The sequence below is a fragment of the Paenibacillus sp. YYML68 genome, from assembly GCF_027923405.1.
Lineage (GTDB): Bacteria > Bacillota > Bacilli > Paenibacillales > NBRC-103111 > Paenibacillus_G.
On the sequence record NZ_BQYI01000001.1, the window covers coordinates 3,356,303 to 3,381,656 of the forward strand.

At 54.5% G+C, this 25,354-nt stretch carries 18 protein-coding genes and 1 pseudogene; 1 reads left to right on the forward strand and 18 read right to left on the reverse strand.

Features of this window, described 5'->3' with window-relative positions; all coding sequences use genetic code 11:
* Positions 1–54 precede the first annotated feature (54 nt).
* From PAE68_RS15285 to PAE68_RS15315, 8 genes and pseudogenes are all read right to left on the reverse strand, one after another.
* On the reverse strand, positions 55–612 hold the full coding sequence (locus PAE68_RS15285; protein ID WP_281888321.1) for an RNA polymerase sigma factor: 558 nt from the start codon (positions 610–612) through the stop codon (positions 55–57).
* Positions 613–859: 247 nt separating this feature from the next.
* Positions 860–1,786, reverse strand: coding sequence for an EamA family transporter (locus PAE68_RS15290; protein WP_281888323.1), 927 nt, complete (start codon positions 1,784–1,786; stop codon positions 860–862).
* A 149-nt stretch (positions 1,787–1,935) separates the two neighbouring features.
* Positions 1,936–4,338, reverse strand: a complete 2,403-nt coding sequence (locus tag PAE68_RS15295) for a glycoside hydrolase family 78 protein (protein WP_281888325.1) — start codon at positions 4,336–4,338, stop codon at positions 1,936–1,938.
* Between the two features lie 2,937 nt (positions 4,339–7,275).
* Positions 7,276–8,574 (reverse strand): annotated as a pseudogene (locus PAE68_RS22840) (CARDB domain-containing protein); the annotation flags it as partial.
* 21 nt (positions 8,575–8,595) lie between these two features.
* Positions 8,596–9,699 carry an S-layer homology domain-containing protein gene (locus PAE68_RS15300; protein WP_281888327.1) on the reverse strand — a complete coding sequence of 368 codons (1,104 nt, stop codon included), beginning with the start codon at positions 9,697–9,699 and terminating at the stop codon, positions 8,596–8,598.
* A gap of 117 nt (positions 9,700–9,816) precedes the next feature.
* A complete protein-coding gene (locus PAE68_RS15305; protein WP_281888329.1) occupies positions 9,817–12,519 on the reverse strand; it encodes a DNA internalization-related competence protein ComEC/Rec2 in 2,703 nt (900 codons plus the stop codon).
* 132 nt (positions 12,520–12,651) lie between these two features.
* Positions 12,652–13,164: a deoxycytidylate deaminase gene (locus PAE68_RS15310; protein ID WP_281888331.1), complete on the reverse strand. Its 513-nt coding sequence runs from the start codon at positions 13,162–13,164 to the stop codon at positions 12,652–12,654.
* Positions 13,165–13,270: 106 nt separating this feature from the next.
* On the reverse strand, positions 13,271–14,029 hold the full coding sequence (locus PAE68_RS15315) for a ComEA family DNA-binding protein (RefSeq protein ID WP_281888332.1): 759 nt from the start codon (positions 14,027–14,029) through the stop codon (positions 13,271–13,273).
* A 102-nt stretch (positions 14,030–14,131) separates the two neighbouring features.
* Between PAE68_RS15315 and comER the strand changes: the two genes are divergently transcribed.
* Complete coding sequence (comER, locus tag PAE68_RS15320; RefSeq protein WP_281888334.1) at positions 14,132–14,965, forward strand: late competence protein ComER; 834 nt, start codon at positions 14,132–14,134, stop codon at positions 14,963–14,965.
* A gap of 74 nt (positions 14,966–15,039) precedes the next feature.
* Here the strand turns inward: comER and leuS are convergent, their stop codons facing one another.
* The 10 genes from leuS to PAE68_RS15370 form a co-directional block, all read right to left on the reverse strand.
* Entirely contained in the window at positions 15,040–17,490 is a 2,451-nt protein-coding gene (gene leuS, locus PAE68_RS15325; protein WP_281888336.1) for a leucine--tRNA ligase, read from the reverse strand.
* 779 nt (positions 17,491–18,269) lie between these two features.
* A complete protein-coding gene (locus tag PAE68_RS15330; protein ID WP_281888337.1) occupies positions 18,270–19,064 on the reverse strand; it encodes a class I SAM-dependent DNA methyltransferase in 795 nt (264 codons plus the stop codon).
* A 55-nt stretch (positions 19,065–19,119) separates the two neighbouring features.
* Complete coding sequence (locus PAE68_RS15335; RefSeq protein WP_281888339.1) at positions 19,120–20,028, reverse strand: CvfB family protein; 909 nt, start codon at positions 20,026–20,028, stop codon at positions 19,120–19,122.
* Positions 20,025–20,372, reverse strand: coding sequence for a ribosome silencing factor (gene rsfS / locus PAE68_RS15340; protein WP_281888340.1), 348 nt, complete (start codon positions 20,370–20,372; stop codon positions 20,025–20,027). The genes PAE68_RS15335 and rsfS overlap by 4 nt, the downstream gene beginning before the upstream one ends.
* An 84-nt stretch (positions 20,373–20,456) precedes the next feature.
* A complete protein-coding gene (gene yqeK / locus PAE68_RS15345) occupies positions 20,457–21,050 on the reverse strand; it encodes a bis(5'-nucleosyl)-tetraphosphatase (symmetrical) YqeK (protein WP_281888342.1) in 594 nt (197 codons plus the stop codon).
* Positions 21,040–21,627, reverse strand: a complete 588-nt coding sequence (locus PAE68_RS15350) for a nicotinate-nucleotide adenylyltransferase (protein ID WP_281888344.1) — start codon at positions 21,625–21,627, stop codon at positions 21,040–21,042. Before PAE68_RS15350 ends, yqeK begins: the two co-directional genes overlap by 11 nt.
* Before the next feature lie 37 nt (positions 21,628–21,664).
* Entirely contained in the window at positions 21,665–21,955 is a 291-nt protein-coding gene (yhbY, locus tag PAE68_RS15355; RefSeq protein WP_281888346.1) for a ribosome assembly RNA-binding protein YhbY, read from the reverse strand.
* Between the two features lie 632 nt (positions 21,956–22,587).
* Entirely contained in the window at positions 22,588–23,469 is an 882-nt protein-coding gene (gene aroE, locus PAE68_RS15360) for a shikimate dehydrogenase (protein WP_281888348.1), read from the reverse strand.
* 74 nt (positions 23,470–23,543) lie between these two features.
* Complete coding sequence (gene yqeH, locus PAE68_RS15365) at positions 23,544–24,677, reverse strand: ribosome biogenesis GTPase YqeH (RefSeq protein WP_281888351.1); 1,134 nt, start codon at positions 24,675–24,677, stop codon at positions 23,544–23,546.
* A 12-nt stretch (positions 24,678–24,689) separates the two neighbouring features.
* Complete coding sequence (locus PAE68_RS15370; protein WP_281888353.1) at positions 24,690–25,184, reverse strand: YqeG family HAD IIIA-type phosphatase; 495 nt, start codon at positions 25,182–25,184, stop codon at positions 24,690–24,692.
* Positions 25,185–25,354: the final 170 nt, after the last annotated feature.

Genomic DNA, 25,354 nt, shown 5'->3' on the forward strand with positions numbered 1-25,354 from the left:
ACACTACCTTTCCCTAACGAGTCACTTATCGATTGCTGTCCCTCACTACGCTCACTAACCCCTGATCGCATCGCCGCGATGTTTGTTATAATCCTTAAGTATACCCTGCAGCTGCTGCCTTGCCCTGAATAAGTATGACTTCACCGTGTTCAGGGGCAGATCCAGCGATTCCGCAATCTCATGATAAGAGAAATCCTGCAAATACCGAAGCACGACCACGGAGCGATGATGCTCGGGAAGCTGATCGATCGCCTCCCGGATGTCCTGCGCCACATAGGCAGACATGACCTCCTCCTCGACCGTTCGGTGATCGGCAAAGCTCAGATCGTGCTGCTCAATAGATACGGTCTGCTTCGTCCTGCGGAACTTGTCGATGCACAGGTTGGTCACGATCCGTTGAACCCACGTTTTGAACTGCGCTTTCTCTTCGTAGGAATTAATTTTGGTATAGATCCGGATTAACGCTTCTTGAGAAGCATCCAGCGCATCTTGCTCGTTCCCCAAAATGTAGTAAGCGGTGCGATAGACGTGATTCTCAATTTCGCGCAAAAGGGTAATAAGAGCGTCGCGATCGCCCGCTTGGGCAGCCTTGATGAGTTCTGACGCTACCACCGGGATCCCCCTCTCTTGCAACCTTATAAACGTTGTCATAAGTTAAAAAGTTGCAGTCCATTCTATTAATCATCTTATCAAAAATTGCCTTTCAATCTCCACACCAAACGATTCCCTGCGTATCCAGCTTTTAGTCGTTGTTTATACGCATAGGGGCTGTATTTGTTCCTCATACAACGTAAATAGCCGCCCCCCTGCTGAGGAGAGCGGCTATTCGCGAGCCTCTTGAAGCTGTGGCGGACTAAATCTAACGCGCAGCTGCTGTGCTCTTACTGCCGTCAGCGCGTCGCCGTGTATACTCCGACAGCAAGACACCGCACATAATGAGCGCGACGCCGAGCCACTGCAGAGCACTCATCCGTTCGCCGAGCAGTAGCGTCGAGCAGATCATGACAACAGGCAGCTCCACCGAGCCGAGTATAGCAGTGAGGCCTGTGTCGAGCGACGGCGCACCTTTGGCGAATAAATAGGGGGGAATGATCGTTCCGAATAAAGCCAGAATCAACGCCCATAGCCATAGACCGCCTGCCAGCGCACCGTTCCATAGAAACTGCGGCGGAAACACGAGCCACACCGCAGCGACGGCACCCGTCAGCATCCATGCGCTTCGCAGCACTGGCGGCACCTCGGTTGCGACCCGCCCGCTCACATGCATGAACAACGTATAGCATAGTGCGGCGAGCAGACCGAGTACGATGCCTATGCCGCTCGCCTGGGCAAGTGTCGCCTGCATATGGCCGAGCACACCTGTCGCGAGAAGCGTACCGCCGGCAATGACGGCCGCACCGAGCAGCTTGCGCCGAGTCGGGGGGCGTCGGTGAAGCACCCCATCGAGCACGAGCCCCATCCACGTGAACTGGAACAACAGCAGAATGGCGAACGATGCCTCCACCCGCTGCAGCGATAAATAATAGAACACACCGGTCATGCCGGTGAACACGCCGCTGCCCAGCAGCTTCCATCTGGTGGCTGCGGACATCGAGCGCATCAGCTTCCACGAGCGGAAGCTCAGCAGCCACAGCACGACGCACCCTAGCAGCATCTGGCTGCCTGTTACTTCTCCAGTCGAGAAGCCATCCGCATAAGCCAGCTTGACGACGGTCGACAGCACGCCGAACGAAGCGGCTCCCAGCAGCACGTACATCATCGATTTCCAGCGATTGTTAAGTCTCATGAAGTTCGGATCAGCCTTTTGTCTTCATCCCTCACCCACCCGCGCACCTTGGGGCCGTCCAGTTGAGATAGCCGCAAGTGTGCACAAGGAAATAATATACCAGATGTACGGCGGGTGAACAATGGTCTTCCGTCATATTTTTCCCCGACTTAATGCCGAAGCTGATTCACAATCACGTCGAATATATGATCCCGAATCGTAATTGGTACGTCATACGCTTGAACGTAGCCGTTCGACCAGGTCACCGTGAAGCGGAACGTCTGTCTACCCTGCTCCAACACCTTCGTATGGTCGGTGTTCAGCAGCAACCCCTCGAATGTTGCTGCAGTATGGGCGCTGCGCGACAGCTCAACCTCCTCGCCTGTTGACAGCAGCTCAGCGGTTACGGCTAGTGGCTTCGTCGTACTGCTGCTGCCCGTATTCGTTACATCAGCCATCAGCACGAAAGCCTCTCCGGCCCAGAAGTCGGAATAGGCTCGCTCCAGCTGCGGGAATCGGGCATTCCACGATTGCCTGTAGCTCTCCCAATCGGGTGTATGGTGCACCGCACCTGTCAGCACAAGCGGCAGCACGACGTAGCTGTACGACTGCTCGAACACACTGCCGTGCTCATCAGTCACCTGCAGCCTGAGCACAGCTGGCCCTTCCGGCAACGGACCGTCGGTGAAGGATAAGGTGCTGCCCGAGTCGACAGCCGTCCACTCCTTCAGCCGAGCATACGGCTTGCCTCCAACACTCTTCTCGACGACGACGCGCAGCTTGCCCCCGTCGGGATCTGACACGGTCACCGTAAATTGCGGAGAATCGTGCTCATAGATCGGCGATGGGATCTGCAGCTGACCCGTTGGAGGCCGATTAATCAGCATCCACGCATCCGGCGACCAATCAGACTCCGACCCATGCTGATCCCACGTCTTCACCCGCACGCGCAGCTTCTGCCCAGCTGGCAGCTCCGGACCAAACGTATAGCTCATCGTCGTGCTCGTCGTCCCGACACAAGCGCCTCCGCTTGCAGCTTGGCATATTTGACCGCTATCCTGATGCATCACCGTATTCGCCTCATTTCGGACCTGCAGCTGCATGTACATGAACGTCGTCCCCGGATCCGGGTCAGCTTGTACAAAGAGTAGCTGCGGCCTCGTCGTGTTGAATACGGTCGGATTCGCCTGTGTGCCGCTCGGCTGCTGCATATACGCCGTCGGCGGGGAATTCGTGACCATCCAGCCGATGCCGCTCCACGGCGAAGCCAGATTGCCGTCATCCTTCACCTGTACCTGCACCTGGTACTTGCGCCCCATCGTCAGCGAACCGTCCATCGTCCACGCCCAAGAACCGTTCGTCGTGTTCATCGGCTGATCCGTCTTACATTCCACACAGCCGCCCGACTCATCCTTGATCTCGAGGTTAAACGTACTGAACGTCGTACCTGCATCCGGGTCGCTCTGGTTCCAGCGGATCGTCGGCTTCAGGCTGACCGGCGTCGGATTGACGAGTGTCCCTGTCGGATAAGTCAGCGTCACCGCTGGCGGATTGTTCGGAGCAGGCTCCACCCAGATCGGCACCTCGTACCATTCGCTCCAGACCCCGTATTCGTCCTTCACCGCCTGACGAACCGTATACCAGCCCGATTCACCCGGCCGCGTCAGCTGCCCTTCTACAGTCATACCGCTCGGCGTCGTGTAGTTACGCTGGTATTCCGTAATCCCTCTTGTCGTACGGTAATTGATACCAGTAGACTCCGTCGAATAGTTCGTCGCGCTTAACCATCGATCGGGGTCACGGCTCACGTCCGTCCAAGCAATCGTCTTGTCAGCCCGAACAGCTAGTGTAAACTCCGAGATCGGACGGCGATGAATCGTCACATACGTTGTCGACAGGTCAGAGTATTTACGGTATGACGCGAACAAGTCGTTCGAGTATTTGTACCCTGGTGGCGCCGGATCATCCGGTAGCTGGTAATCAATCTTGTACGTCCCGACCTTGTCCAGCACCGCATGCGGCGACGTGACAGTCTGTCCATGCATGGACGACAGCCCTGAGTACCCGTCCCCTGCATCGAGGAACTTATTCGGCTCAGTGTGCGAATACGTCCATTTCGTCAAGCTATCAATCGGCGGATCGTTCTCGAGATCGGTATATTGCTTCAAGTAACGAAGCGCCGTCCCAACGACGCCGATATTTTGCAGCTGGCTGCTCGTGCCTAAGTATGTACTGATCGTGAAACTCTTCAGAACCGAATAAGGAACCTCCGAGTAAATTCCGACTTGTCCGCTTGCAAATGCAGAGTCTGTCACATCAAGGAGCGGAACCCCTCCAACATAGCCGCGCAGTCGAGTACCGTTCATCTTCACCTTCACATCGTAATATACGCGGTACGAAAGGCTATTGGCTACCTCCTGCAACACGGTTCGCTCGCCATTGACAACCTTGACGATCCGAGCAACTTTCGGAGTAACCTCCATTCGATACATGTTACGGTGGTCTTGCCTGCGAAAAGTTAGGCCAGCTGATGCAACATCAGAGAAGTTGTTGTAGTTGAATTTTAATGACATGGATAGTTCACCATTATCAGCGCGCTCTGCATCGCTGTACAGGTCACCATACGTATACCCAATAGATCCCGAATCTGGGTTTGAAGAAACAATCTGCATATACGTACTAGAGCTTGTGTCATCAGAGCTCCCTCGATGGTCCGTTTGCTGGACTAAAAATTTACCATCACCGTGCGCAACTAATGTTGTCCCACTACTCCCATATGGAATAAATAACCTTTCACTAGGGGAAAATATCTTTTTAGCCTCGAAATCAAGCACGGTAAGATACCCCATAGAAATAGTAGTTATTTTCCGATCGGCGTTAAATATGACAGTAGGGCTTACCCTGAAATCACCCAAACTCAGATCAGAATCAGAAGTTAATGCTGTCGAAATAGGCTCCTCGGTTTTGTACCAAACATTCTTATCTATATTATATATTAATAGATAAGTTGAAAAAGATCTCTGATAACCAACATTAGGACCTTGTACAGTTTCAGATAATATAAGTAAGTTATCGAAAGCAGTAACATATACTAAACCAGACACAATTGGTACATCCCGCAAATATTTACCAGTGATATTGTCGATTATTTTACCATTAACTCCGGTAGACACACGATTTGAGTAAAAGTCTGTCGGAAAAAGCACAAGCCTCTTATTGTCGCGAGTCACATGCATTGTCTTAAATGCAAGTTTACCTGAACCATCAAATGCATCTTTGTATTCCCACAATAGACTTGATCTATCTGGGGTTTTCTTCTCTAGAACTTTTCTCCCAGAACGCCGATCCTCAACAAAACTGAACACATTGCCGGCGCTATCTGTTAACATACCACTTGCATTACTATAATGCGTTCTCCAAGAATAATCATCACTGTCCCAGTATGTTATCGTGTATGGAACTGCGCCAGTTTCTAAGCCATACCCTTTCTTCTTTTCAGGAGGATTAAACCAGTAAGGTTCTGGCGGCGGCCCAGGGTACTTATAGTTAGGGCTGTATATTGAGTTGTCTGGGTACTCGAAACGATGTTGTTTTCTGTAAATAGGGATTGCTTTAGCTGTAGCGTCCCAGGCAGACCTTCCCTCCAGCGCATCTCGCTCAAGGTCTGAGATTCGAAAGACTACATCGTCTATAACGATCGGAGTACTGGAACCATTACAAGTACAAAAATTATCCGCCCTAATCCAAATTAAATCATTCTCATTGTCTACACCTTCAATAAAGAATTGATTTTCATTGCCTCCACCACCACTAGCTCGATTCCAAATAGGACTTATACTTTCCCTCAAAATATTACTGAATGTTGAACGACTATGATTAAAAAGAACCGGATTAATCATTCTACGTATATCGGAGCAAGAGTCATAGTACCAGTTGTTACAATACCAATATTTTCCAACCTTCTTAAAATCATCTCCTGTGACTGCCCGATACTGGTTATATATAGGTGTTGGGGTTTCAATAGCATTTTCTGCCTCATTGTACACATATCCTTTTATTTCCGAAGCTTGGTAAAGTGCAGAGCTTTTCCAACTTGATCCCAGTAAATCTACAGCAGAAATTTGCTTCGTTTCAATCTTAGGCGGCTTGTAGTTATCACCTTCAATATAAAATGAAGCTTCAGGAGCGTCATTAACGATCTCAAAGGTGAAGTCTTTCTGTGCCCACTTCGCCATAGGCGTATCTTCCTCCATATAAATCCTGATCCGATACTTACCCACCTGTGTCGCCGTGTACTTGAAGTACCCTTGAGTGTCATGAGTCACACTACGCTGAATTTCATCCTCATAAGACCCATTGTTGTTCGAATCATAGGCCATCACTATAGTGTGTTTTTTGATTGGGTCCCCATCAGGACTCTTGGATGTGTCACGAAAGGAAAGTTCCTTGTTCCGAATACCAAAACTAGGGTATTCTAGTACGATATTTGGAGGTAGATCCTCTAAAACAGTCAAAACTGACTGCGCAGTTACTTTCGATCTCAACCCAGCACTGTCCGTCACATCCAGCTTGATTGTATAGTCCCCCGCTGTTGGGTACACAGATAATTTAGTTCCATGCCAATCACAACTTGTGATTGTACGACTTTTATACGGACTGTAGCTGCCAGAACAGCTAATGTCTGGGGTGAATGGCCGACCCTCAACTACCTTAGGTGGTAGTGTAATTACAGGGACAGGGTTAGCCTCTACTACAGTTAAAGTCACGTTCTTAGGGCCGTCAGTTCCGCCGCGCCCGTCAAAAGCAGTTACGGCAACAGTGTGTGTGCCTAAGGTGTCTGCTTTAATATTATTAAAGCTTTCGTCATAGGGATAAAACCCCCTGCCATCCCGATCATCGCCTAGCCAACGAATCCATTCACTAGAACTGTTATCAAAATCCCAGAAGTAAACTATAGAGTCGCCATCAGGATCATAAGGAGTTCCGTTATCACCCAGCATCTCGATCTTTGGTCGCTTTACTGGGCCTAAGCTAACTGTTTCCCCAACAGGAACAATAAATGCTTTATCACCATACCCCGAGTAATAATCTGCTTCAAACCAAGCAGGCTCGAATTCAGGATCACGGTTCCCAGGGTTTCCGATTACTTGAAAACTACCAGGTCCGATTGTCTTAGATGTTCCGCAAGTTGTAACAATATCGTACTTAACACTTATCGTACCCAAACCCATATTGTTGTACGGAGAGGCCACGAAACTAGTACCGAAAGTTCCTGTTTGATTATTTTCATAAGATCGAATATTAGAGCCCTGAGAAAAAACCATTGTGCCAGTCTTTAAAGTGCACCCATTGCCGCCGGAAATTGTGACGTCTTTAAGCCGAATATAATTGCTATCACCATAATTAACGACAGGTTTTTCGACCTCTAACGTGCCCGTAATTATTTCTGGCTGAGATGTTGGGGCACAACTAGTTTGCGCACTAAAGGCAGCTTGTCCAACATTGTTAATGCGACTTTCATCATCAACAGCGTTGCCTGAGTCAACCACCAAAGTGAAATTTTGAATGGCGGTGCTTGTGAATTTGAAGTCAAAACTTCCCGAGCCGGTTGCATCTTTAGCTAAGCCTCCAGCAACGTTTGTTGTATGAATAACAACGCCGTCAAGCCTCAATTGCACGCTAAAAGGTGTTGAAGTTGAAACGCCTATATTTTTGTAAACATAGTTCAGAGTTACCGTCTGCCCAACTTCGATACATGATTGATTATGGCTTAGTGAAATGTAAGCTAAATCGGCTTTAGCAGGCACAGCGTAAGTTATGTCGATTCGACCATTACTGTACTCGTAGGTTTTTGCTTGCCAAAGGGTGTAGACCTGCATTACATAGTTAGCAAGCAAACCATAAGGTGCGGGACTGGGGTTTGCTCCCTCGATTAAACAGTCATCCCCAGTGTTATTGCAAGTAGTGTTTAACATACGTCGCACAGCCACCTGGTTAGTGCCATTGATCTTACCCCAGGAGAAAGGTTGAATGTCGTCGCGTATTTTGTCCGCCCCTGTTATTTCTACGCTATTAGGAACAATTTGAACGATAGGGTCTGAGGGTTCTGGGTTAGAGTTTGTTGGCACAGAACTATAAAACTCACTGGGTGGTGTTGCGTCATATGATCTTGTAACCGCCGCGCCGATCATGTCATAGTTAGGCGCAATGTCGACCATATCAGTCGGCGCGTAGCCGTAGTTGTAACGTAAATCTAAACCATTGGTAGGTGACTTGGTGTTGTAACTTGTTTTTGTTGGGCTGGCGAGAGCGCTACTAGGCTGTCGAATGTAGCCTTCTTCAGGTATCTTACCTGGACGCTGCGTGATACCGCCAGCGTCGTCAGGCACGAACTGAAATATTGCTGAATTTGATCCTTTATGCTCCCAACGTTTACCATCAGGTAGTCGATAAATCTTATGCCCGGGATTTGTTTTAGCTCGTCCATAAACTGTAGTTTCTGCTCCGGACACGTTTAAGATTACGGAATTCCCGCTAAGTGATTTAGTAACAGACTGTCCGGATCCAACAGTAACTATAACATCCTGAACATTACCTGTAATGTAAGGCGAAAGATCAATTGTTCTGCCCCAGGTGGAATTAGGCGAGTAGAAGTTCTGAGTCACAGGTGAAGAAGAAAGCTGTCCAGTTGAAAAGTTAATATACATCGTTTTTGTTTGAGGAGCAGCCAGTGCAAACTCAGATAAAAAAGGAGCTACTAACTGAAATAGCAGCATCCATAACATCAACAGAGATAACCATTTTTTCATAGTCGAACCCCACTTAGTTATTTACTTTTTAAAAATACCAAAACGGGAGTTTCCTAAGTAGTTACTGATATAATACGCGCTTCTCTTAAGCCCATCATACTGAATAGCATGCTCTTCAGTGTCAACTGCTTTAGGTAATGCAAAAATCATGTAATCTCCAACACGCCCCCTATCCTCCGGACGCACAACTCCTTTAGCAATATTGGAATATGTGCCATGCCAGCCGAGCATATAGAAGTAATCTTCCACCCTCAATGTGTACTTGCGATCGCCGCTAACCTCGTAGTCTACCTTGTAGATGAAAATATAACTGTCTTTAAGAGACTTACCACTATGATTTCTCGCCCCCTCAAGTAGCTTCCACATCGGAGACTCACTATCAGCGCCATCCAAGAAGTAAATTTCGTTAATCTTTAAGATGATGTCGTCAGTCAAGTTGTGGACTGCTGGCAAATTTACTAAAGGCTTTAAGCCGTAAGTGGATTCGAAGTTTGTTCCATTTACAGCAATTTCAGCTTGTTGAATTGCGTAATTGTCGGTTGGTAATTTTTCACCCGCCAGTAACTGCAAAACTCGCTGAGCTATTGTCACGGACTGTGCCCGAGTTGTTACCCCATCCAATGCCAGTTCACCGCCACCAACGCCCTGCAGCAAACCAGTTTTGGTTGCAAGCAACATTGCATCTGCAGTGCTGATATCGACATTTTCATCTTGTAAGGATTTTTCAAGTGAGCGAGAGCCGATTTTAGCCATTTCAGCGCGTGTTATTACTTCAGTAGTGTCGCCCTTGAGATCGCCATCGCGCAAAATTCCGGCCACAGTCGCAGCGGAAATGTAACGATCATACCAATTGAAGCCTTCAGAACTCAGTGGTAATTTCAAAGCAGTCGATAAGAGCTTGACGAATTCAGCCCGAGTTACCGATGCATCCGGCCGGAACGTTCCATCCGGATAACCTTCAACAATCCCCGCAGAAACCGCACCTGAAATTTCGTTAACCGCCCAATGATCGGGAGCGACATCAATGAAGGAGTGATCCTTACCATCGACATGTGAAGATAATAGCCAGCTTGAACCGATTAGTGCTGTTGCAATTGAAGCAATTAGAAATTTTCTTTTCATCATCATACAGCTCCTTTTTCACTATTCTTCATAACGAACAACCATTTTCGTCCTCATTTTAGTAGATCGAACATTCAACTTCAATTGTTTTCTTCAATTTCCTGATAATCCCTCATACTCTTACTCAAGCTTATGTCTACTAAATATACGACCGTCTCTCACCTCGAACTGCACCTCACCTTGCCGATCCGTCCGATGAACGATCATGCCGCGCCGCACCAGCCGTTCGACGACCTGCGGGCTCGGATGACCATATACGTTATTGGCCCCAGCGGAAATAACTGCCTGCCTCGGGCGCCATGCCTCGAGCCACGCCTCCGCTGTAGACGACTTGCTGCCGTGATGCGCCACCTTGAGCACATCGATCGGCTGCTCCAGCAAGCCTCCACCGCTGCCGCCCGACGAACCAGCACCGATGCTTCGCCATCGATTCAGCAGCTCCAGCTCCTGTGCGACCCCCATATCCCCAGTGAACAACCAGCGTGTCCCCGCGAGGTCCATGAGGAAGACGACGGAGATCGGATTTTGATCCGAGACAAGCTCGACCGCTTCCCGGTCGCCCTCAGGCATCGGATACAGCACATGAAGCTCCAGCTCTGGCCCCAGCTTCAGCCTGTCTCCCGCCTGCACGGCCACCAGCTGCGTTCCCTTCTCCAGCGCTGTTCGGAACAGCTTCTCCACGTCCGCATTCGGCTTCAGCGTGCCATTGAACAAGAGTCGTGTGACTGGCACCTCCTCCAGCACCGCCTGCAAGCCGCCGAAGTGATCCGCATCCTGATGGGTCAAAATCAGCTCGTCGATCCGCTGCACGCCGCGCTTTTTCAACAATGGAACGAGCACCTTACGCCCAACCTCATACGGGTCCTTCCGTGCGCGCCACTCCTCTCCGGGCTTGCGGAACGACACGGTCCCGCCGCCATCCACCAGCAGCGTCCGATCGTCACCGCCGTACGCACGTATCAGAATGCTGTCGCCCTGCCCGACATCTAGCACCTGAACGGTGCCTTGCGTGGCCGAAGCCTCGGGCGGACTGTAGCCGTTCCAGAGCAAGCTGACGAACAACAACCATGCCGCTGGCAGCAGCAACGGGCCATTCCAGCGATGCAGCAGCTCCTTGCGCCTTAGCTCCTCCAGCGTCTCCAGCAGCGGACTCGGCGGCTCGTCCGATATTCGCTTCTGCTTCCATTGCAGCTCATGAAGCTGTACGACGCATACGAGCAGCGCGTAGTAGACAAGCATCCATACTGGCGAAGGCGTCGGCCATATGAGCTGGAACTCACCGAGTCGACTGCTCCAGCCGACCACAGCGAACAGTATGTCATTCACCCGCGCTACGATCCACGCCAGTCCTCCCCCAACCGATATAGACCCGAAGCCGACCAGCATCGCAATCGTCCCGATTGGCATGACGATCATGCTAAACACTGGCACAAGTGCCAGATTCGCCACGAAGGACAGCAGCGAGAACTGATTAAAGTAATAGACCGTCATCGGGAACGACACGAACTGCGCTACGAGCGTAATAGACACCGCCTCGCGCAGCTTCACCGAACGAATTGGCAGCAGCTTACTGACTCTGGACACGAGTAAAATAATGCCCATCGTCACCAGAAACGACAGCTGGAAGCTGACATCGACCAAATAGTACGGATTCCATACGAGCATCAGCACGCCCGTAATAAGCACAAGATGCATCCCGTCCTTCAGCCGATTGCGGTAAGCGGCATACAGAGCGATCATCGCCATAATGCCCGCCCTCATAATCGAAGGTGCTGCGCCGGTCATCGCAATATAGAGCGGAATGAGCAGAAATGCGACGCGCAGGTACGTCTCCCGAGACAGCCCCATACGCCGCAGCACCCACACGATGCATCCTACAAAGATAGCAACATTCAAGCCCGATATCGCGATAATGTGCGTCAAGCCAAGCTTCGAGAACGCGTCGAACTGCTGCGGGTCGATCTCGTCCGTCAGACCAATCAGCATCCCCTTCATGAAGCCGCCCTGCTCAGCCGGGAACAACTGATCCACCATGTCGCCAAGCGAATCCCGAAAAGCATCATTCCATCTGGCCGCTCTCCAGAAGCCCCATGCTTCGCTATGTGGTGGTGTCACCTCAACCTTCGCAAGACCTTTGACACTCAGCTGCCAATGCACGTGCTGGCGGTACAAGTAGCGGCGGTAGTCGAAGGCACCGAAGTTACGCGCCTCAGAAGGACGCAGCAGCGTCCCGACCAGCTCGATTCGATCCCCCCGACGCCACTCACGCGCCTGAGCCTGCTCCTCTTCGTGCTGCAGCCGAATAGATACCTGGAGTCTTTCGGCAAGCTCAGTCTGATGCTGCGGCGGAGCCGGAGCTGCTGTTGGAAGATCTCCAACTCCATTCACCTGCCCCTGACCCTGACCCTGCTCCCCCAGATGCTGCCCCTTCGCATGTATTGCAGTCCCCACTCCTCCTGCATCACCTTCCTCTGTGGGCTCCACAGCCTGAGCTACCGCCTGAAACGACACCCGATCGCCATCCACCGTTACAGGTGTGACGATCGAACCGCTCACGACGACAAGCCGCTCCTCGTAGAGCGACGCTTCCAGCTGTGTCACGTTCCGCGCATCATACATCCCGAACCATCCTGCGGCGACGGCGATAATGCCAAGAAAGCTGGCCCATCGCCTCCACGCTGCCTGCAACGTATAAGCCAGCGCCACAGCCGAAGTGCCTCCGAGCAAGAAGTACATCCCTGCGCTGCCCACACCGTATACGAGCGCATATACATAGCCGAGCGCCCAGCATAACGCGAACGTGACGACCGGTCTCTCCGTCACTGTACTCCCCCCTTTCACGACCATCTGCATAAGAAAAACCTCCCTAAGCACCTTAGCCCAATTGCTAAAGTGTTTAGGGAGGTGCTTCCTCCTGCCATATGAACAGCTATCCATATTTACAAGCTGCGTTAGTTAGTTGTGCACGATGCTGATCGTCCCCGCCGGAGGCTCGTAGCCTTCCATTCGGCGGAACCGTAAGCCCTTCTGCTCCATTAAGGCTGCAACCTTCTCGCTATCCTTCGGATATGCACGATGGTATACGATCTCAGCAATACCGCTGTTCGCCAGCATGTTGGCACACGTCCAGCACGGCTGGTCGGTAACGTACACGCTAGATCCTTCACGGTCCTCACGGTCGGTGAACAGCAGCAGGTTCTGCTCAGCGTGAATCGTACGAATGCATCGCTGCTTCTTGACGACCTGCTCGCCTTGCTCCGTCTGCACGAGCTCGTATTCCTCGACCAGCATGCAGCCGGCCTCCGAGCAATCCGCCACTCCGCTTGGTGCGCCGTTATAAGCGGTGCCTAGCAGCTTTTTGCCCTGCACGAGCACAGCACCGACGTGCCTTCGTCCGCACTGCGAGCGGGTAGAGGCCATATAGGCGATGTCCATGAAATAGGTATCCCAGTCTTTGCGGCTTGTCATCGTTGGTCCCTCGCTGTGTAACATTTTTTTCATTGTCGCACAAATCGCCACATCCGGCAACCGATCTCGTCAAAGATCGCGCATGCACGTTCGCCGCTACCCTATCCTATCCGCCCAGCGTGACGAGCGGCTTGATCTTCTTCAGCGTCTGCTCGCCGATTCCTTTCACCTCGCGCAGCTGATCAACCGAGCGGAACGTGCCGCCCAGCTTGCTTCGCAGCTCGATAATGGCTTGGGCCCGGCTCGGCCCAACACCTGGTAACGTATCCAGCTCCTCGGCAGTCGCTGTGTTCAGATTGAGCAGGCCACCGCTTCCCGCAGTCCCGCTCTGAGCTGCATTCGATGGCTGCTTCGTACCAGCTGCCGAGCCTACGCCGACAGGCGCACTCGCTGAGCCTGACGCACCCGTGACGCCATGACCGCCTGACACACTCGCTGCCCCCGAAGCTTCTTGTCCTCCTGGCGCACCTGCTGAGCCTATCGCCCCCGTCGTGCCTTCGCCACCTGACACACTCGCCGAGCCATGTACAGCAGCTTGCCCGCCTAGCTCAACTGCCCCAGTCGTACCCGTCCCTCCGTCACCCTGCCCCTGTCCGGCAGCAGCACCACCAACCGCAGCAGCATTCCCGCTCACCGTCCTCCCACTGTCATCCTTCCCGCCGCCCTCTCGAGCAGCATCCGCCACGCTCCCCTCACGCTGCTTCGCCTGCTCCGCGAGCACGCCGCGCATCGTCTCATCGACAGCGACGAAGCTCGTGTCCGGCGATGCGAACAGCAGGTGACGCAGCACGAGCACCAGCACCGCACCGCCGCCGAGCAGCAGCGCCCACATTCGTTTCCCCTCCACACCTAGCCACTGATTCATCTCAAGCTTCAAGCCTCCCTTCAATTTGAAAAAAAGATGCATATTCATTTCTCCCCCCCGATATAATGGAAAAAGGCTGCACTCAATTCAGGGGGGATGGTCATGCGAGTAGGATTTATTGGCACAGGCAGCATGGGAAGTATTCTCATCGAAGCGTTTATCCGATCGGGTGCGCTAAACCCGGAGCAAATTGTCGCAACGAACCGCACGATTGCCAAGGTCGAGCGGCTGGCTGAGCAATATCCGGGGCTGCAGACAGCCCATTCGAATAAAGAAGCGGCTGCAGGCGCTGACCTGCTGTTCCTGTGCGTCAAGCCGATGGAATTCAAGGCCGTCATCGACGACATCCAAGCTGTCGCCACCGCACAGCAGACGGTCATATCCATTACGAGCCCTGTGCTGATCCAGCATCTGGAGGAGCTGCTTCCTTGTAAAATCGTCAAAATCATTCCAAGCATCACCAACTATGTGCTCAGCGGCGCCACACTGTGCATCTTCGGCAACCGGATCGAGCCCGAGGATGAAGAGCCGCTCGAAAGCCTGCTATCCCACATCGGGACGCCGATCCGAATTTCCGAGCAATTCACTCGGATATCCTCCGACCTCAGCAGCTGCGGCCCGGCCTTCCTCTCCTTTTTCGTACAGAAGTACGTCGAGGCTGCCGTCAACACGACTGGCATCTCCGAGGAGCAAGCAACGATGCTCGCCAGCGAGATGGTGCTCGGCACAGGCAAGCTGCTCACGACCGGAGGCTTCACGCCTGCCGCGCTGCAGAAGCGCGTCGCTGTCCCAGGCGGCATCACAGCCGAAGGTCTCCGTATAATGGAAAAAGAGCTGCACGGGGTCTTCTACGACCTGATCCGCACAACTCATGCTAAATACGATGAAGATGTGGAAAAGGTGGAAGCCCGCTTCTTCGGGACCAAGGTCGACTAGTCGAAACGTGATGCTTTCACGCTTTTCCATATGAACCGTATGCTGCCGATCTAGCGACATACGGTTTTTTCTTATTAACCCACTACAATATTCACAAGCTTGCCCTTCACGACGATCACCTTGCGCACCGTCTTGCCTGCAGTCGCTTCCTTCACCTTATCAAGGCCGAACGCCAGCTCCTGCATCGACGCCTCGTCCGCATCAGCGGCAATCGTCACGCGGTCAGCGATCTTGCCGTTCACCTGCACGACGATCTCCACCTCATTGTCCACCGTCCAAGCCTCGTCATACGTCGGCCACGCTTCGTACGTCACCGTACCGCTGTGACCGAGCTTCTCCCACAGCTCCTCGGCGATGTGCGGCGCGAGCGGCGACAACAGCTGCACGAACTGCTCCATCGCCGCCTTCGGCAGACGATCGGTCTTATACGCCTCGTTGACGAAAATCATCAGCTGGCTGATCGCCGTATTGAAGCGCAGCGCCTCGAAGTCCTCCGTCACCTTCTTGATCGTCCGGTGCCACGTCCGCTTGAACGTCTCGCTGCCGAGCTCCTCGTCAGCTGCGATTCGCTCGCTCAGGGAGCCATCCTCGTTGACGAACAAGCGCCATACCCGGTTCAGGAACCGGTAGATGCCTTCCACGCCGTTCACGTTCCAAGGCTTTGTCGCCTCGAGCGGCCCCATGAACATCTCGTACACACGCAGCGTATCGGCGCCGAATTCCTTCACGATGACGTCCGGGTTGATAACGTTGCCGCGCGACTTGCTCATCTTCTCGTTGTTCTCACCGAGAATCATGCCCTGGTTCACGAGCTTGTGGAACGGCTCCTTCGTGTCGACAACGCCAAGGTCGTACAGCACCTTATGCCAGAAGCGCGCATACAGAAGGTGAAGCACCGCATGCTCCGCACCGCCGATGTACAGGTCAACCGGCAGCCACTTCTTCTGCAGCTCCTTCGAGCACAGCTCATGATCGTTCTTCGGATCGATGAAGCGCAGGTAGTACCAGCAGCTCCCCGCCCATTGCGGCATCGTGTTCGTCTCGCGGATCGCCTTCTGGCCGCTCACCGGATCGACCGTCTCGAGCCAGTCCTTCACGTTCGCGAGCGGCGACTCGCCAGTGCCCGACGGCTTGATCTCATCCACCTGCGGCAGCAGCAGCGGCAGCTGATCCTCCGGCACCGTCGTCATCGTGCCATCCTCCAGATGCAGGATCGGGATCGGCTCACCCCAATAGCGCTGACGGCTGAACAGCCAATCGCGCAGACGGTACGTCACTTTGCCTTGACCTTTGCCGTTCTGCTCGAGGAACTCGATCATGCGGCTGATCGCCTGCTCGTTGCTCAAGCCGTTCAGGAAGTCCGAGTTGACGTGCTCGCCGTCTCCAGCGTATGCTTCCTTCGTCACGTCGCCGCCTTGTACGACCTCCACGATCGGCAGGTCAAATTGCTTCGCAAACTCCCAGTCGCGCTGATCGTGCCCCGGTACCGCCATGATCGCGCCTGTCCCGTAGCCAGCGAGGACGTAATCGGCGATCCAGATCGGCGTGCGCGCCCCGTTCACCGGGTTGATCGCGTACGCACCTGTGAACACGCCCGTCTTATCCTTCGCGAGATCGGTACGCTCGAGGTCGCTCTTGCGTGCCGCCTTCTCCTGGTACTCGCGCACCGCATCTGCCTGCTCGGCCGTCGTAATCGCTGCCACGAGCGCATGCTCCGGCGCAAGCACGCAATACGTTGCTCCGAACAGCGTATCCGGACGCGTCGTGAACACCTTCAGCCCTTCACCGTCATGTCCTTCGATCGCGAACGTCACCTCGGCGCCCTTCGACTTGCCGATCCAGTTGCGCTGCATATCCTTGATGCTCTCGGACCAATCGAGCTCCTCGAGATCCTCCAGCAGACGCTCTGCGTACTCGGTAATCTTCAGAATCCACTGACGCATCGGCTTGCGGATAACCGGATGGTTACCGCGCTCGCTCTTGCCGTCGATGACCTCCTCGTTCGCCAGCACCGTGCCGAGCGCCGGACACCAGTTGACGGGAACCTCGTCGACGTAGGCGAGACCTTTTTTGTACAATTGGATAAAAATCCACTGCGTCCACTTGTAATAATCCGGGTCCGTCGTGCTGATCTCGCGATCCCAATCATACGAGAAGCCGAGCGACTTGATCTGACGGCGGAACGTATCGATGTTCTTGTACGTGAACTCCCGCGGGTCGTTGCCCGTATCGAGCGCATACTGCTCAGCCGGTAGGCCGAACGCGTCCCAGCCCATCGGGTGCAGCACGTTGTAGCCGCGCATCCGCTTGTAGCGGGAGACGATATCGGTCGCCGTATACCCCTCCGGGTGTCCAACGTGCAGACCTGCGCCCGACGGGTACGGGAACATGTCCAGCGCGTAGAACTTCGGCTTCGACTCATCCTCCAGCACCTTGAACGTCTTGTTCGCATCCCAATATTGCTGCCACTTCGGCTCGATCGCCTGCGGCGTGTAGCCCTGCTGTTCCTTCGCTTCGTGTGCCATGAATGTGCATCCTCCTTCTGCTTCTCCACCAACAATCGTTCTGAACACAACAAAAAGCCCCCGCCTCTAGCAAACGCTAGGGACGAGAGCTGCTGCTTCCGTGGTACCACCCTAGTTGACGCCGGCATGCTTTGCCGATCGTCCACTCGATCCTCTTAACGCGAGGCGCTCGATCCAGCTACTTGTCGTGTCGCACACGGCCGCTTACAGCTCCGCTACGACGTTCACCTTCTGGCTCCAAGACGAGTTCGCTTCCTGCCGCTGCCGGTTCGCACCCTCCACCGACTCTCTGCCAAGCGGGCCTGCAAGCTACTGCTTCTTATCGTTGCCTTCAATCTCCAATTACCCACCATTATAGGTGCAACAATTCCCTGATGTCAAGCTGACAGATAGCTCCGGCCTATCTCACCCTGTATGCATTCACCGCTCAGTCCATCTCGAGCCTATTCAAGCCTCGCTAGCTGCTCGGTATCCGGTATTTTCCGGGAAATAGGTCCCCACCACGGTTACTCCAGACCGCAACGGATCATACTGTGAATAAAAGGACGCTTGGAGGGATTCCTTATGCGCGGACTCGTCAATGGATTACTGCTATCGCTACCACTATGGGGCATTATCTTGTGCCTGCTGCAGCTCTTTCTGCATCTGCTCCAGCGCTAGAGCAGCGAGCTGCTTGTGCGGGTAGAATGACATGCTGCTATACTTGCTGTCAGCAACTGCCTTGCGAGCCTACAGGAACGCAGTCCCACTCCTCGCTTACTCACAAGCCCAGCTGATCGCTACGGCTTCACCGCCCAGAAGAACAGCCGCTGCGACTCCTCATCCGGCGCTTCCCACTTGAAATCCGCGTATATCTCTACGCCGACGAAGCCAGCTCGTTCCAATAGCTCCGTCACGAGCTCCTGCGCGTAAGCACGCTGCATATGCCGCTCGTCCACCCGCACGAACCGATCCTTCACCCCATCATCAGCCGACATGACCGCTCGTTCTTCTTTCACGAATATCGTAAGGTCATGCTCGATCTCGCAGCGCCCATAATCGAAGTCGCACGTCCAGATGTACGCAACGTCCTCCTCGTTCAGCATGAACGGCTGTGTCTCGAAGTACGACCGAAGCTGGTACGTCGAGTGCATATCGAACAGGAACAAGCCCCCGCTCTGCAGCGCGTCATACGTGTGCTGGAACGTAGCTGCAAGGTCCTCCGGCTCCAGTAAATAGTTCATGCAGTCGCAGAACGACACCACCGACTCCACCTGCCGACCGATCGACCATTCCCGCATATCCTGCTGCAGCAAGAGAAGACTTCCGCCCGTCTGCGCTCCCGCTCGCTTCTCCGCCTCGTCAGCCTTATTCCGCGCAATCGCCAGCATGTCCTCGGACAAGTCGATGCCGACCACCTCATACCCGAGCTGCGCCAGCTCGATCGCAAGACGTCCCGTACCGCAGCCAAGATCGACGACCGTCCGCGGCTTGCCATGCCGCTCCCACGCGCTGCTAGCGAAGCGCAGCCAGTCCTCATAAGGCATATCCTCCATCAGCCGATCGTACACCTGCGAGAATTGCTCATACGCCATTGTCACCGCCCCCTTCAGCTTATTTGTCATATAAAAAAAACCGGCAGCGAGCCGATTACGATTCGCTAGCCGGTTCGGCCTCCTGCTTCTCTTCCTTCAAATACGTCCAGCTGCCCTGCTGATACACGAGTCCGTCCTTCATCAGCTTGCCGAGCGCCCGCTTGAACGCGGACTTGCTCATCCCGAACCGCTGAGTGATCAGATCAGCCGGTGTCTCATCCGAATACGGCATCGCCCTGTTCGGGCGCTCCATCATGTACGCCAGCAGCTTGGCCGAGTCGTCCTCGCGGCCGACCTCCTTACGCTCGCGCATCGATCCGTTCACATTGCCGTCCTCGCGGACGAACGTAATGCGCATCTCTACCGTCTCGCCGAGCCGCAAGAGCCGTGTCCGTTCAGTAGCATGAATGAGCCCGATGATGCCGAAGCCGAGCACCCCTGCATCACAGACGACGAAGCTGCCCATCTGCAGCGGCTTGTACACACGCGCCTCCACCTTGCGGTTCAGCCAAGACTCAGGAGCGCGCACACATAGACTGCGAAGCTGGTCCTCTTGGGCGAGTCTGGCGAGCAGTCGTCCCTGCTTATCATGAGACAGGACGACAAATACCTTATCCCCGACCTGCGGATGAAGCTCCTTCAGCTCTGGTAGCTCGCGGAACGGCAGCAGCAGCTGACGCCCAAGCCCCATCTCGAGGAAGCAGCCGAACCGCGGATGAATGTCCGCGACCTCCAGCAGCGCCACCTCATCGAGCGTGATGAGCGGCTTACGCATGGTTGCCGAGAGACGGTCCTCCGAGTCGTGGAACAGGAATACGTCGAGCTCCTCACCTACCTTGACCTGACCGACCATTTCGCTGTAATGCATGAGCACCTCCTGACTGCCGTTCGTCAAGAAATACCCATAAGGCGACAGCTCACGCCCCACCTTAACCGTATGATACGTGCCTGTCACAAAGCTCATACGCGCTCAACTACTTTGGCATCCGACCAGAGCCGTTCAATGTTGTAATACTCCCGATCGTCGCGATGGAATACATGCACGACCACATCTCCCAGATCGATCAGCACCCAGCGCGCCGTATCCATCCCTTCCAGACCGCGAACATGTACGCCCTTTTCGTCCGCTCTTTTGCGAATTTCGGTAGCGATGGCCTGCACCTGCGTTTCCGAGTTTCCGTGGCATATGATGAAGTAGTCGGCGATCAAGGAAATTCCTCGCAAATTCAGTGCGATAACATTCATCGCTTTTTTGTCCTCCGCTGCGTCGATGGCAAGCGTCATCAGTTCGTCCGGTTGAATGGCCATTCGTGTTCCTCCCTTTAATGTTAGCATGTTGTATGGTCTATAAAAGTATAATGCAGCGCAGCTTCAGCTCAATGATGCTACATGCTACTGCTCGTTCGTCTCCATCAGCTCGTTCAGCTCAACGACCAGCCCATTACGTGCCAGCACCGTTAACGGGTAGATGCGCTTCCCTCGATCCAGCAGCAGACGAATCGTTCCGTCGAACCCTGCGAGCAGCGCCCTCTCGAGATTATGTTCAGCGATTTCCCGAATCATATGCACGCCCGGATAATCTCGTCCCGGCTCCATATAATCAGCCAGGCAGACGACCTTATCGAGCAGTGTCATTCGCTCGCGTCCTGACGTATGGTACCGGATCGCGTCCAGCACTTCCTCGTCGTCAACGCCATATTCCGTCCTCGCGACCCAAGCTCCGGCATGCGCGTGCCACAGCTCCTTGTCGTAGTCGAGCAGATCCTGCGGCAGGCTGTTCTCACGGATGATGCGCGCCTGCTCATCGACCCGCCAATACTTGCATACGTCGTGCAGGATAGCGGCAAGCTCTGCCTTGACCGGATCGGAGCCGAACCGCTCGGCGAGCTGGATCGACGTCTCCATCACACCGAGCGTGTGGAGCCATCTTTTCTCAGGCATCTGCTCCTTCACGGAGGCTATGAGCTGTTCACGATTAAGCTTCATACAGACGATTCACCTCCATATATTCCAGCACGGGATCAGGCACCATATAGCGCACGGTGCGACCTGCGGCAACCCGCTCGCGGATCGCCGTCGAGGACAACTCGATTTGCGGCATGTGCACGAGCGTGACAGCTTTCTGAATCTCAGGCGGTAAGGTGTTGAGCTCGGTCTGGTAACCCGGCCGCTGAAGACCGATGAATGTCACCATCGACACAAGCTCATCGATCTTGAGCCACTTCGGCAAGTACTGCACCATATCCGCACCGATAATATAGGAAAACATGTAGTCCGGATGCAGCTCTCTCAGCAAGTGGACCGTCTCGATGCTGTACGAGATGCCGCCCTTATCCAGCTCGATTCGGCATTCCCGCAGTTGAGGCTGATCGTGCACGGCCAGACGTACCATCTCAAGCCGCTGCTCGCCCGAAGCGCCCTGCGACTGCGGCTTGTGCGGCGGAATGTTCGTCGGCATGAACCATACCTCGTCCAGCTCGGCCTGCTCGAGCGCATGCTGCGCCGCAAGCAGATGGCCGATATGGATCGGATCAAAGGTTCCCCCCATGATGCCAACCTTCATCGGCTTCTCCTCGACTTCCATCTTTTTCTTTATATCATTACGGCAGCTCGATCGTTTTATGGTCCTTCGATTCCTTGTACAGAACGATTGTGCTTCCGATGACCTGTACGAGCTCCGAGCCGGAGCCTTCGGCCAGCTCGCGTGCGATCTCGTGACGGTCCTCGTCGTTGTTGTTGAGCACGGACAGCTTGATCAGCTCGCGTGTTTCGATCGCTTCCTCGATATGGCGAAAAATATGCTCGTTCACGCCGCCCTTGCCGACCTGGAAGATCGGGGTCAAGTGGTGCGCGAGGGAGCGCAGATGTCTTTTTTGTTTGCCTGTTAGCATAGTGGCGGGTCTCCTTCTCCCATCCCCCTCTTTCCCCCTTCTGTGAAGGGGGAGGACCAGGGCGCTACGCCCCTGGACCCCGTAATGCTGCGAATGAGGGGACGGGGCCTCGTTGATGGTCATGTATGTGGTGGTGATCGCTTGTCGCCCCGACCCGCTTCAGCATGGGCTGAAGTGGGTCGGGGCACGCTTACGTCGGCGCTCTTACGGGACTTGGTGCCTTCGCATGTGCAAGGTGGGTCCTGTGGGAGCATGGTGTGCTATGGGTGGTGCAAGGACTCGCTTATGACTGGCGTCATAAAGCTTACTCCGAATGGTGGGAAAGCGCCACGGTCCGGCCTTACAGGCCTTCGTGGGCTTTCCGCTGTTTTTTCTCGGGTGCTCAGCTTTGGTGCAAGTGCTGGTGCAAAGCGCCACGGTCCGGCCTTGCAGGCCTTCGTGGGCTTTCCGCAGTTTTTCCCGGGGGTTAGCTTTGGTGCAAGTGCTGGTGGAAAGCGCCACGGTTCGGCCCTGCGGGCCTTCGTGGGCTTTCCGCTGTTTTTTCTCGGGTGCTCAGCTTTGGTGCAAGTGCTGTGGGAAAGTGCCACGGTTCGGCCTTACAGGCCTTCGTGGGCTTTCCGCGGCTTCAAGCGCTAAGCCTTGGCTGCGGCGGCCTCGAAGGAGGCGAGCACGGCTTCGCGCATGACGGTGACGGGTGCGGGCTGGCCGGTCCAGTATTCGAAGGCGTAAGCGCCTTGATAGATGAACATGCCGAGGCCGCTGTGTACGGTTGCGCCTCGCTGGTCACGGGCTTCGCGGAGGAAGCGCGTGACCAGCGGGTTGTAGACCAGGTCGCTCGCGACCGTGTCCGGTCGTATACAGGAGACATCCATCGGGATGTCGTCGACGTTCGGGTGCATGCCGACCGAAGTATTGTTGACGATGAGTGCAGCTTCAGCGGCGAGAGCTGGGATGTCGTCGAGGCTGTGGCCGCTGACGCTGGCGAAGGAGCTCATGGAAGCGGCGAGCTCGACGGCTTTTTCCGTTGTACGGTTGGCGATGTAGATGTGCTCGGTGCCTTCCTTGGCCAGTGCGTAGCCGACGCCGCGAGCAGCGCCGCCTGCCCCGATCATGAGCACCTTGCGGCCGCGGAGCTCGATGCCAGTCTCTTCCTTCAAGGAGCGGATGTAGCCGATGCCGTCGGTGTTGAAGCCGGTCAGCTTGCCGTCGTCGTTGACGATCGTGTTGACCGCGCCGATCGTGCGGGCGGCCTCGTCGATATGATCGAGGTAATCCATGACCTCGACCTTGTGCGGCACCGTGACGTTCACGCCGCGGAACTGCAGGGCACGAATGCCTGCGATGGCGTCCTTGAGCGTGCCCGGCTTGATGTGGAACGCTCCGTACGCGGCGTTCATTCCGACTGCTTCGAACGCGCGGTTCAGCATAATCGGCGATTTGGACTGGCGAATCGGGTCTCCAAACACACCGAAGAACAGCGTATGACTGTCAAGCCTAGACATTGTATTCCCCATTACTCTCGCTCTCCTCTTCTACACTATGCCGGTTCCGACCTCCCATAAGCCGTACTAGGCACTTTTCTCAACAGCTAAATTAACGATTCACGAATGGACACCTTCACGCCCTTCGGGACGTGCACGACAAGGTCGGCGCCTGACTGACTGTTCGCCTTCACCCAGCCTAGACCGGAGATGGAGATGTCAATCGACTTCCCCTTCGGGATGCGCACGGCGTGCTTCGTCCAAGGCGGCAGCAGCTCGAGCTCCGCAAGCGTCGGCGGTGCGAGCATGACGCCCTTGTGTTCTTCGTACAGCTCGTCGGCACGCTCCAGCTTCGTCCGGTGCGGGTTCAGCGCGTTGGATACGTAGAACGTGAACGACTGGCGCTCCCCTTGCACGAAGTCGAATCTCGCATACCCGCCGAAGAAGATCGTCTGCTGCTCATTCAGCTGAAAAACGAGCGGCTTCAGCACCTTATCCGGCATCAGCTTGACCAGATCGCTCTTGCTGACAAGCTCGGTGAGACGGTGCTTGTACACAATGCCCGGCGTGTCGATGATCGACGAGCCGTCATCCAGCGGGATGCGCACGAGATCGAGCGTCGTCCCTGGATACTGCGACGTCGTCAGCTCGCTGTCGAGATCGCTATAATCGCGAATAAGCCGGTTGATGAGCGTCGACTTGCCGACGTTCGTCGCTCCGACTACATAAATGTCACGACCCTTGCGGTGATGGTCCAGCGCTTCGATGACGCGCTCGAAGCCCATGTTCTTTTTAGCAGAGCAGAGCACGATCTCAACGACCTTGAGCCCGGCTTCCTTCGCCTGTCGCTGCACCCAGTTCAGGATGCGGTTGTAGTTCGTTACTTTCGGCAGCAGGTCGATCTTGTTGACGACGAGCACGATCGGATTCGTTCCGACGAAGCGGGCAAGACTTGAGATCATGCTTCCTTCGAAGTCGAACAGATCCACGATGTTCACCACGAGCGAATTCGTCGAGCCGACATGGCCGAGCAATCGCAGGAAGTCATCCTGGTTCAGCGTAATGCTGGACGATTCGTTATAGTTCTTAATGCGGAAGCAGCGCTGGCATATGATGGGCGTCCGGGCCAAAGCCGATTCCGGCACATAGCCGAGCTTCTGCGGATCCTCGGTCTGCAGCGCTACGCCGCACCCTGTACAGCCACTGCTGTCTGATGTTAGTAATTTGCGGTCAGCCGTCATACATTCCCTACCTTATCTCTTCATAATCTTAAGCGCTGCCTTCTCCAGCCTCCGGTTCACCTTGGTGAAGAAGCCTTCGTCGGCAAGCTCTATCGGCCTCACAAGAATCGTGTACAGCCCGAGTCTGTTGCCCCCGAGCACGTCCGTCAGCATCTGATCGCCGATCATGATCGTCTGCTCCGGCTTCAGGCTCATCATGCGCATCGCCCGGTTGAATGACACGAGCGTTGGCTTCTTCGCCCGATAAATAAAAGGCAGGGACAAAGGCTCCGCGAATCTGGACACTCTCGCCCGCTGGTTGTTCGACACGACGACAACCTGAAAGCCGATCTGCCCGACTACCTTCAGCCAATCCAGCAGCTCCGGGGTCGCAAGAGGCGCTTTGGCCCCTACAAGCGTATTGTCCAAGTCCGTTATGATGCCTCGATATCCCTGCTTCCATAACGTATCCAGTTCGATTTCGTAAATGCTGTTCACTTGCTCGCGTGGAATCAGCTTCGTCAGCAACACGGTCACCTCGAGAAACATGGCTATATACGCAAACTATACCATACTTGTCCTTTTTGTTGCAAAGAGGGGGCGGAAGGTCGCGTCAGACCCCTTACACACTCAACCCGGTTAGCGCACGTTTCGTGCTTTATCCCGCTCGCACCCGCGTCTCGTTGCTCCTCCTGACG

Bases quoted from the DNA above. Each gene is read 5' to 3' on its own strand.
- PAE68_RS15295 (WP_281888325.1), bottom strand. From the start codon at position 4,338: ATGTCATTAAAATTCAACTACAACAACTTCTCTGATGTTGCATCAGCT.
- PAE68_RS15300 (WP_281888327.1), bottom strand. From the start codon at position 9,699: ATGATGAAAAGAAAATTTCTAATTGCTTCAATTGCAACAGCACTAATC.
- yqeH (WP_281888351.1), bottom strand. From the start codon at position 24,677: ATGACGGCTGACCGCAAATTACTAACATCAGACAGCAGTGGCTGTACA.
- yhbY (WP_281888346.1), bottom strand. From the start codon at position 21,955: ATGCTAACAGGCAAACAAAAAAGACATCTGCGCTCCCTCGCGCACCAC.
- PAE68_RS15315 (WP_281888332.1), bottom strand. From the start codon at position 14,029: ATGAATCAGTGGCTAGGTGTGGAGGGGAAACGAATGTGGGCGCTGCTG.
- rsfS (WP_281888340.1), bottom strand. From the start codon at position 20,372: ATGGCCATTCAACCGGACGAACTGATGACGCTTGCCATCGACGCAGCG.
- PAE68_RS15330 (WP_281888337.1), bottom strand. From the start codon at position 19,064: ATGGCGTATGAGCAATTCTCGCAGGTGTACGATCGGCTGATGGAGGAT.
- comER (WP_281888334.1), top strand. From the start codon at position 14,132: ATGCGAGTAGGATTTATTGGCACAGGCAGCATGGGAAGTATTCTCATC.
- leuS (WP_281888336.1), bottom strand. From the start codon at position 17,490: ATGGCACACGAAGCGAAGGAACAGCAGGGCTACACGCCGCAGGCGATC.
- PAE68_RS15335 (WP_281888339.1), bottom strand. From the start codon at position 20,028: ATGAGCTTTGTGACAGGCACGTATCATACGGTTAAGGTGGGGCGTGAG.
- PAE68_RS15290 (WP_281888323.1), bottom strand. From the start codon at position 1,786: ATGAGACTTAACAATCGCTGGAAATCGATGATGTACGTGCTGCTGGGA.
- yqeK (WP_281888342.1), bottom strand. From the start codon at position 21,050: ATGAAGCTTAATCGTGAACAGCTCATAGCCTCCGTGAAGGAGCAGATG.
- PAE68_RS15350 (WP_281888344.1), bottom strand. From the start codon at position 21,627: ATGAAGGTTGGCATCATGGGGGGAACCTTTGATCCGATCCATATCGGC.
- aroE (WP_281888348.1), bottom strand. From the start codon at position 23,469: ATGGGGAATACAATGTCTAGGCTTGACAGTCATACGCTGTTCTTCGGT.
- PAE68_RS15310 (WP_281888331.1), bottom strand. From the start codon at position 13,164: ATGACAAGCCGCAAAGACTGGGATACCTATTTCATGGACATCGCCTAT.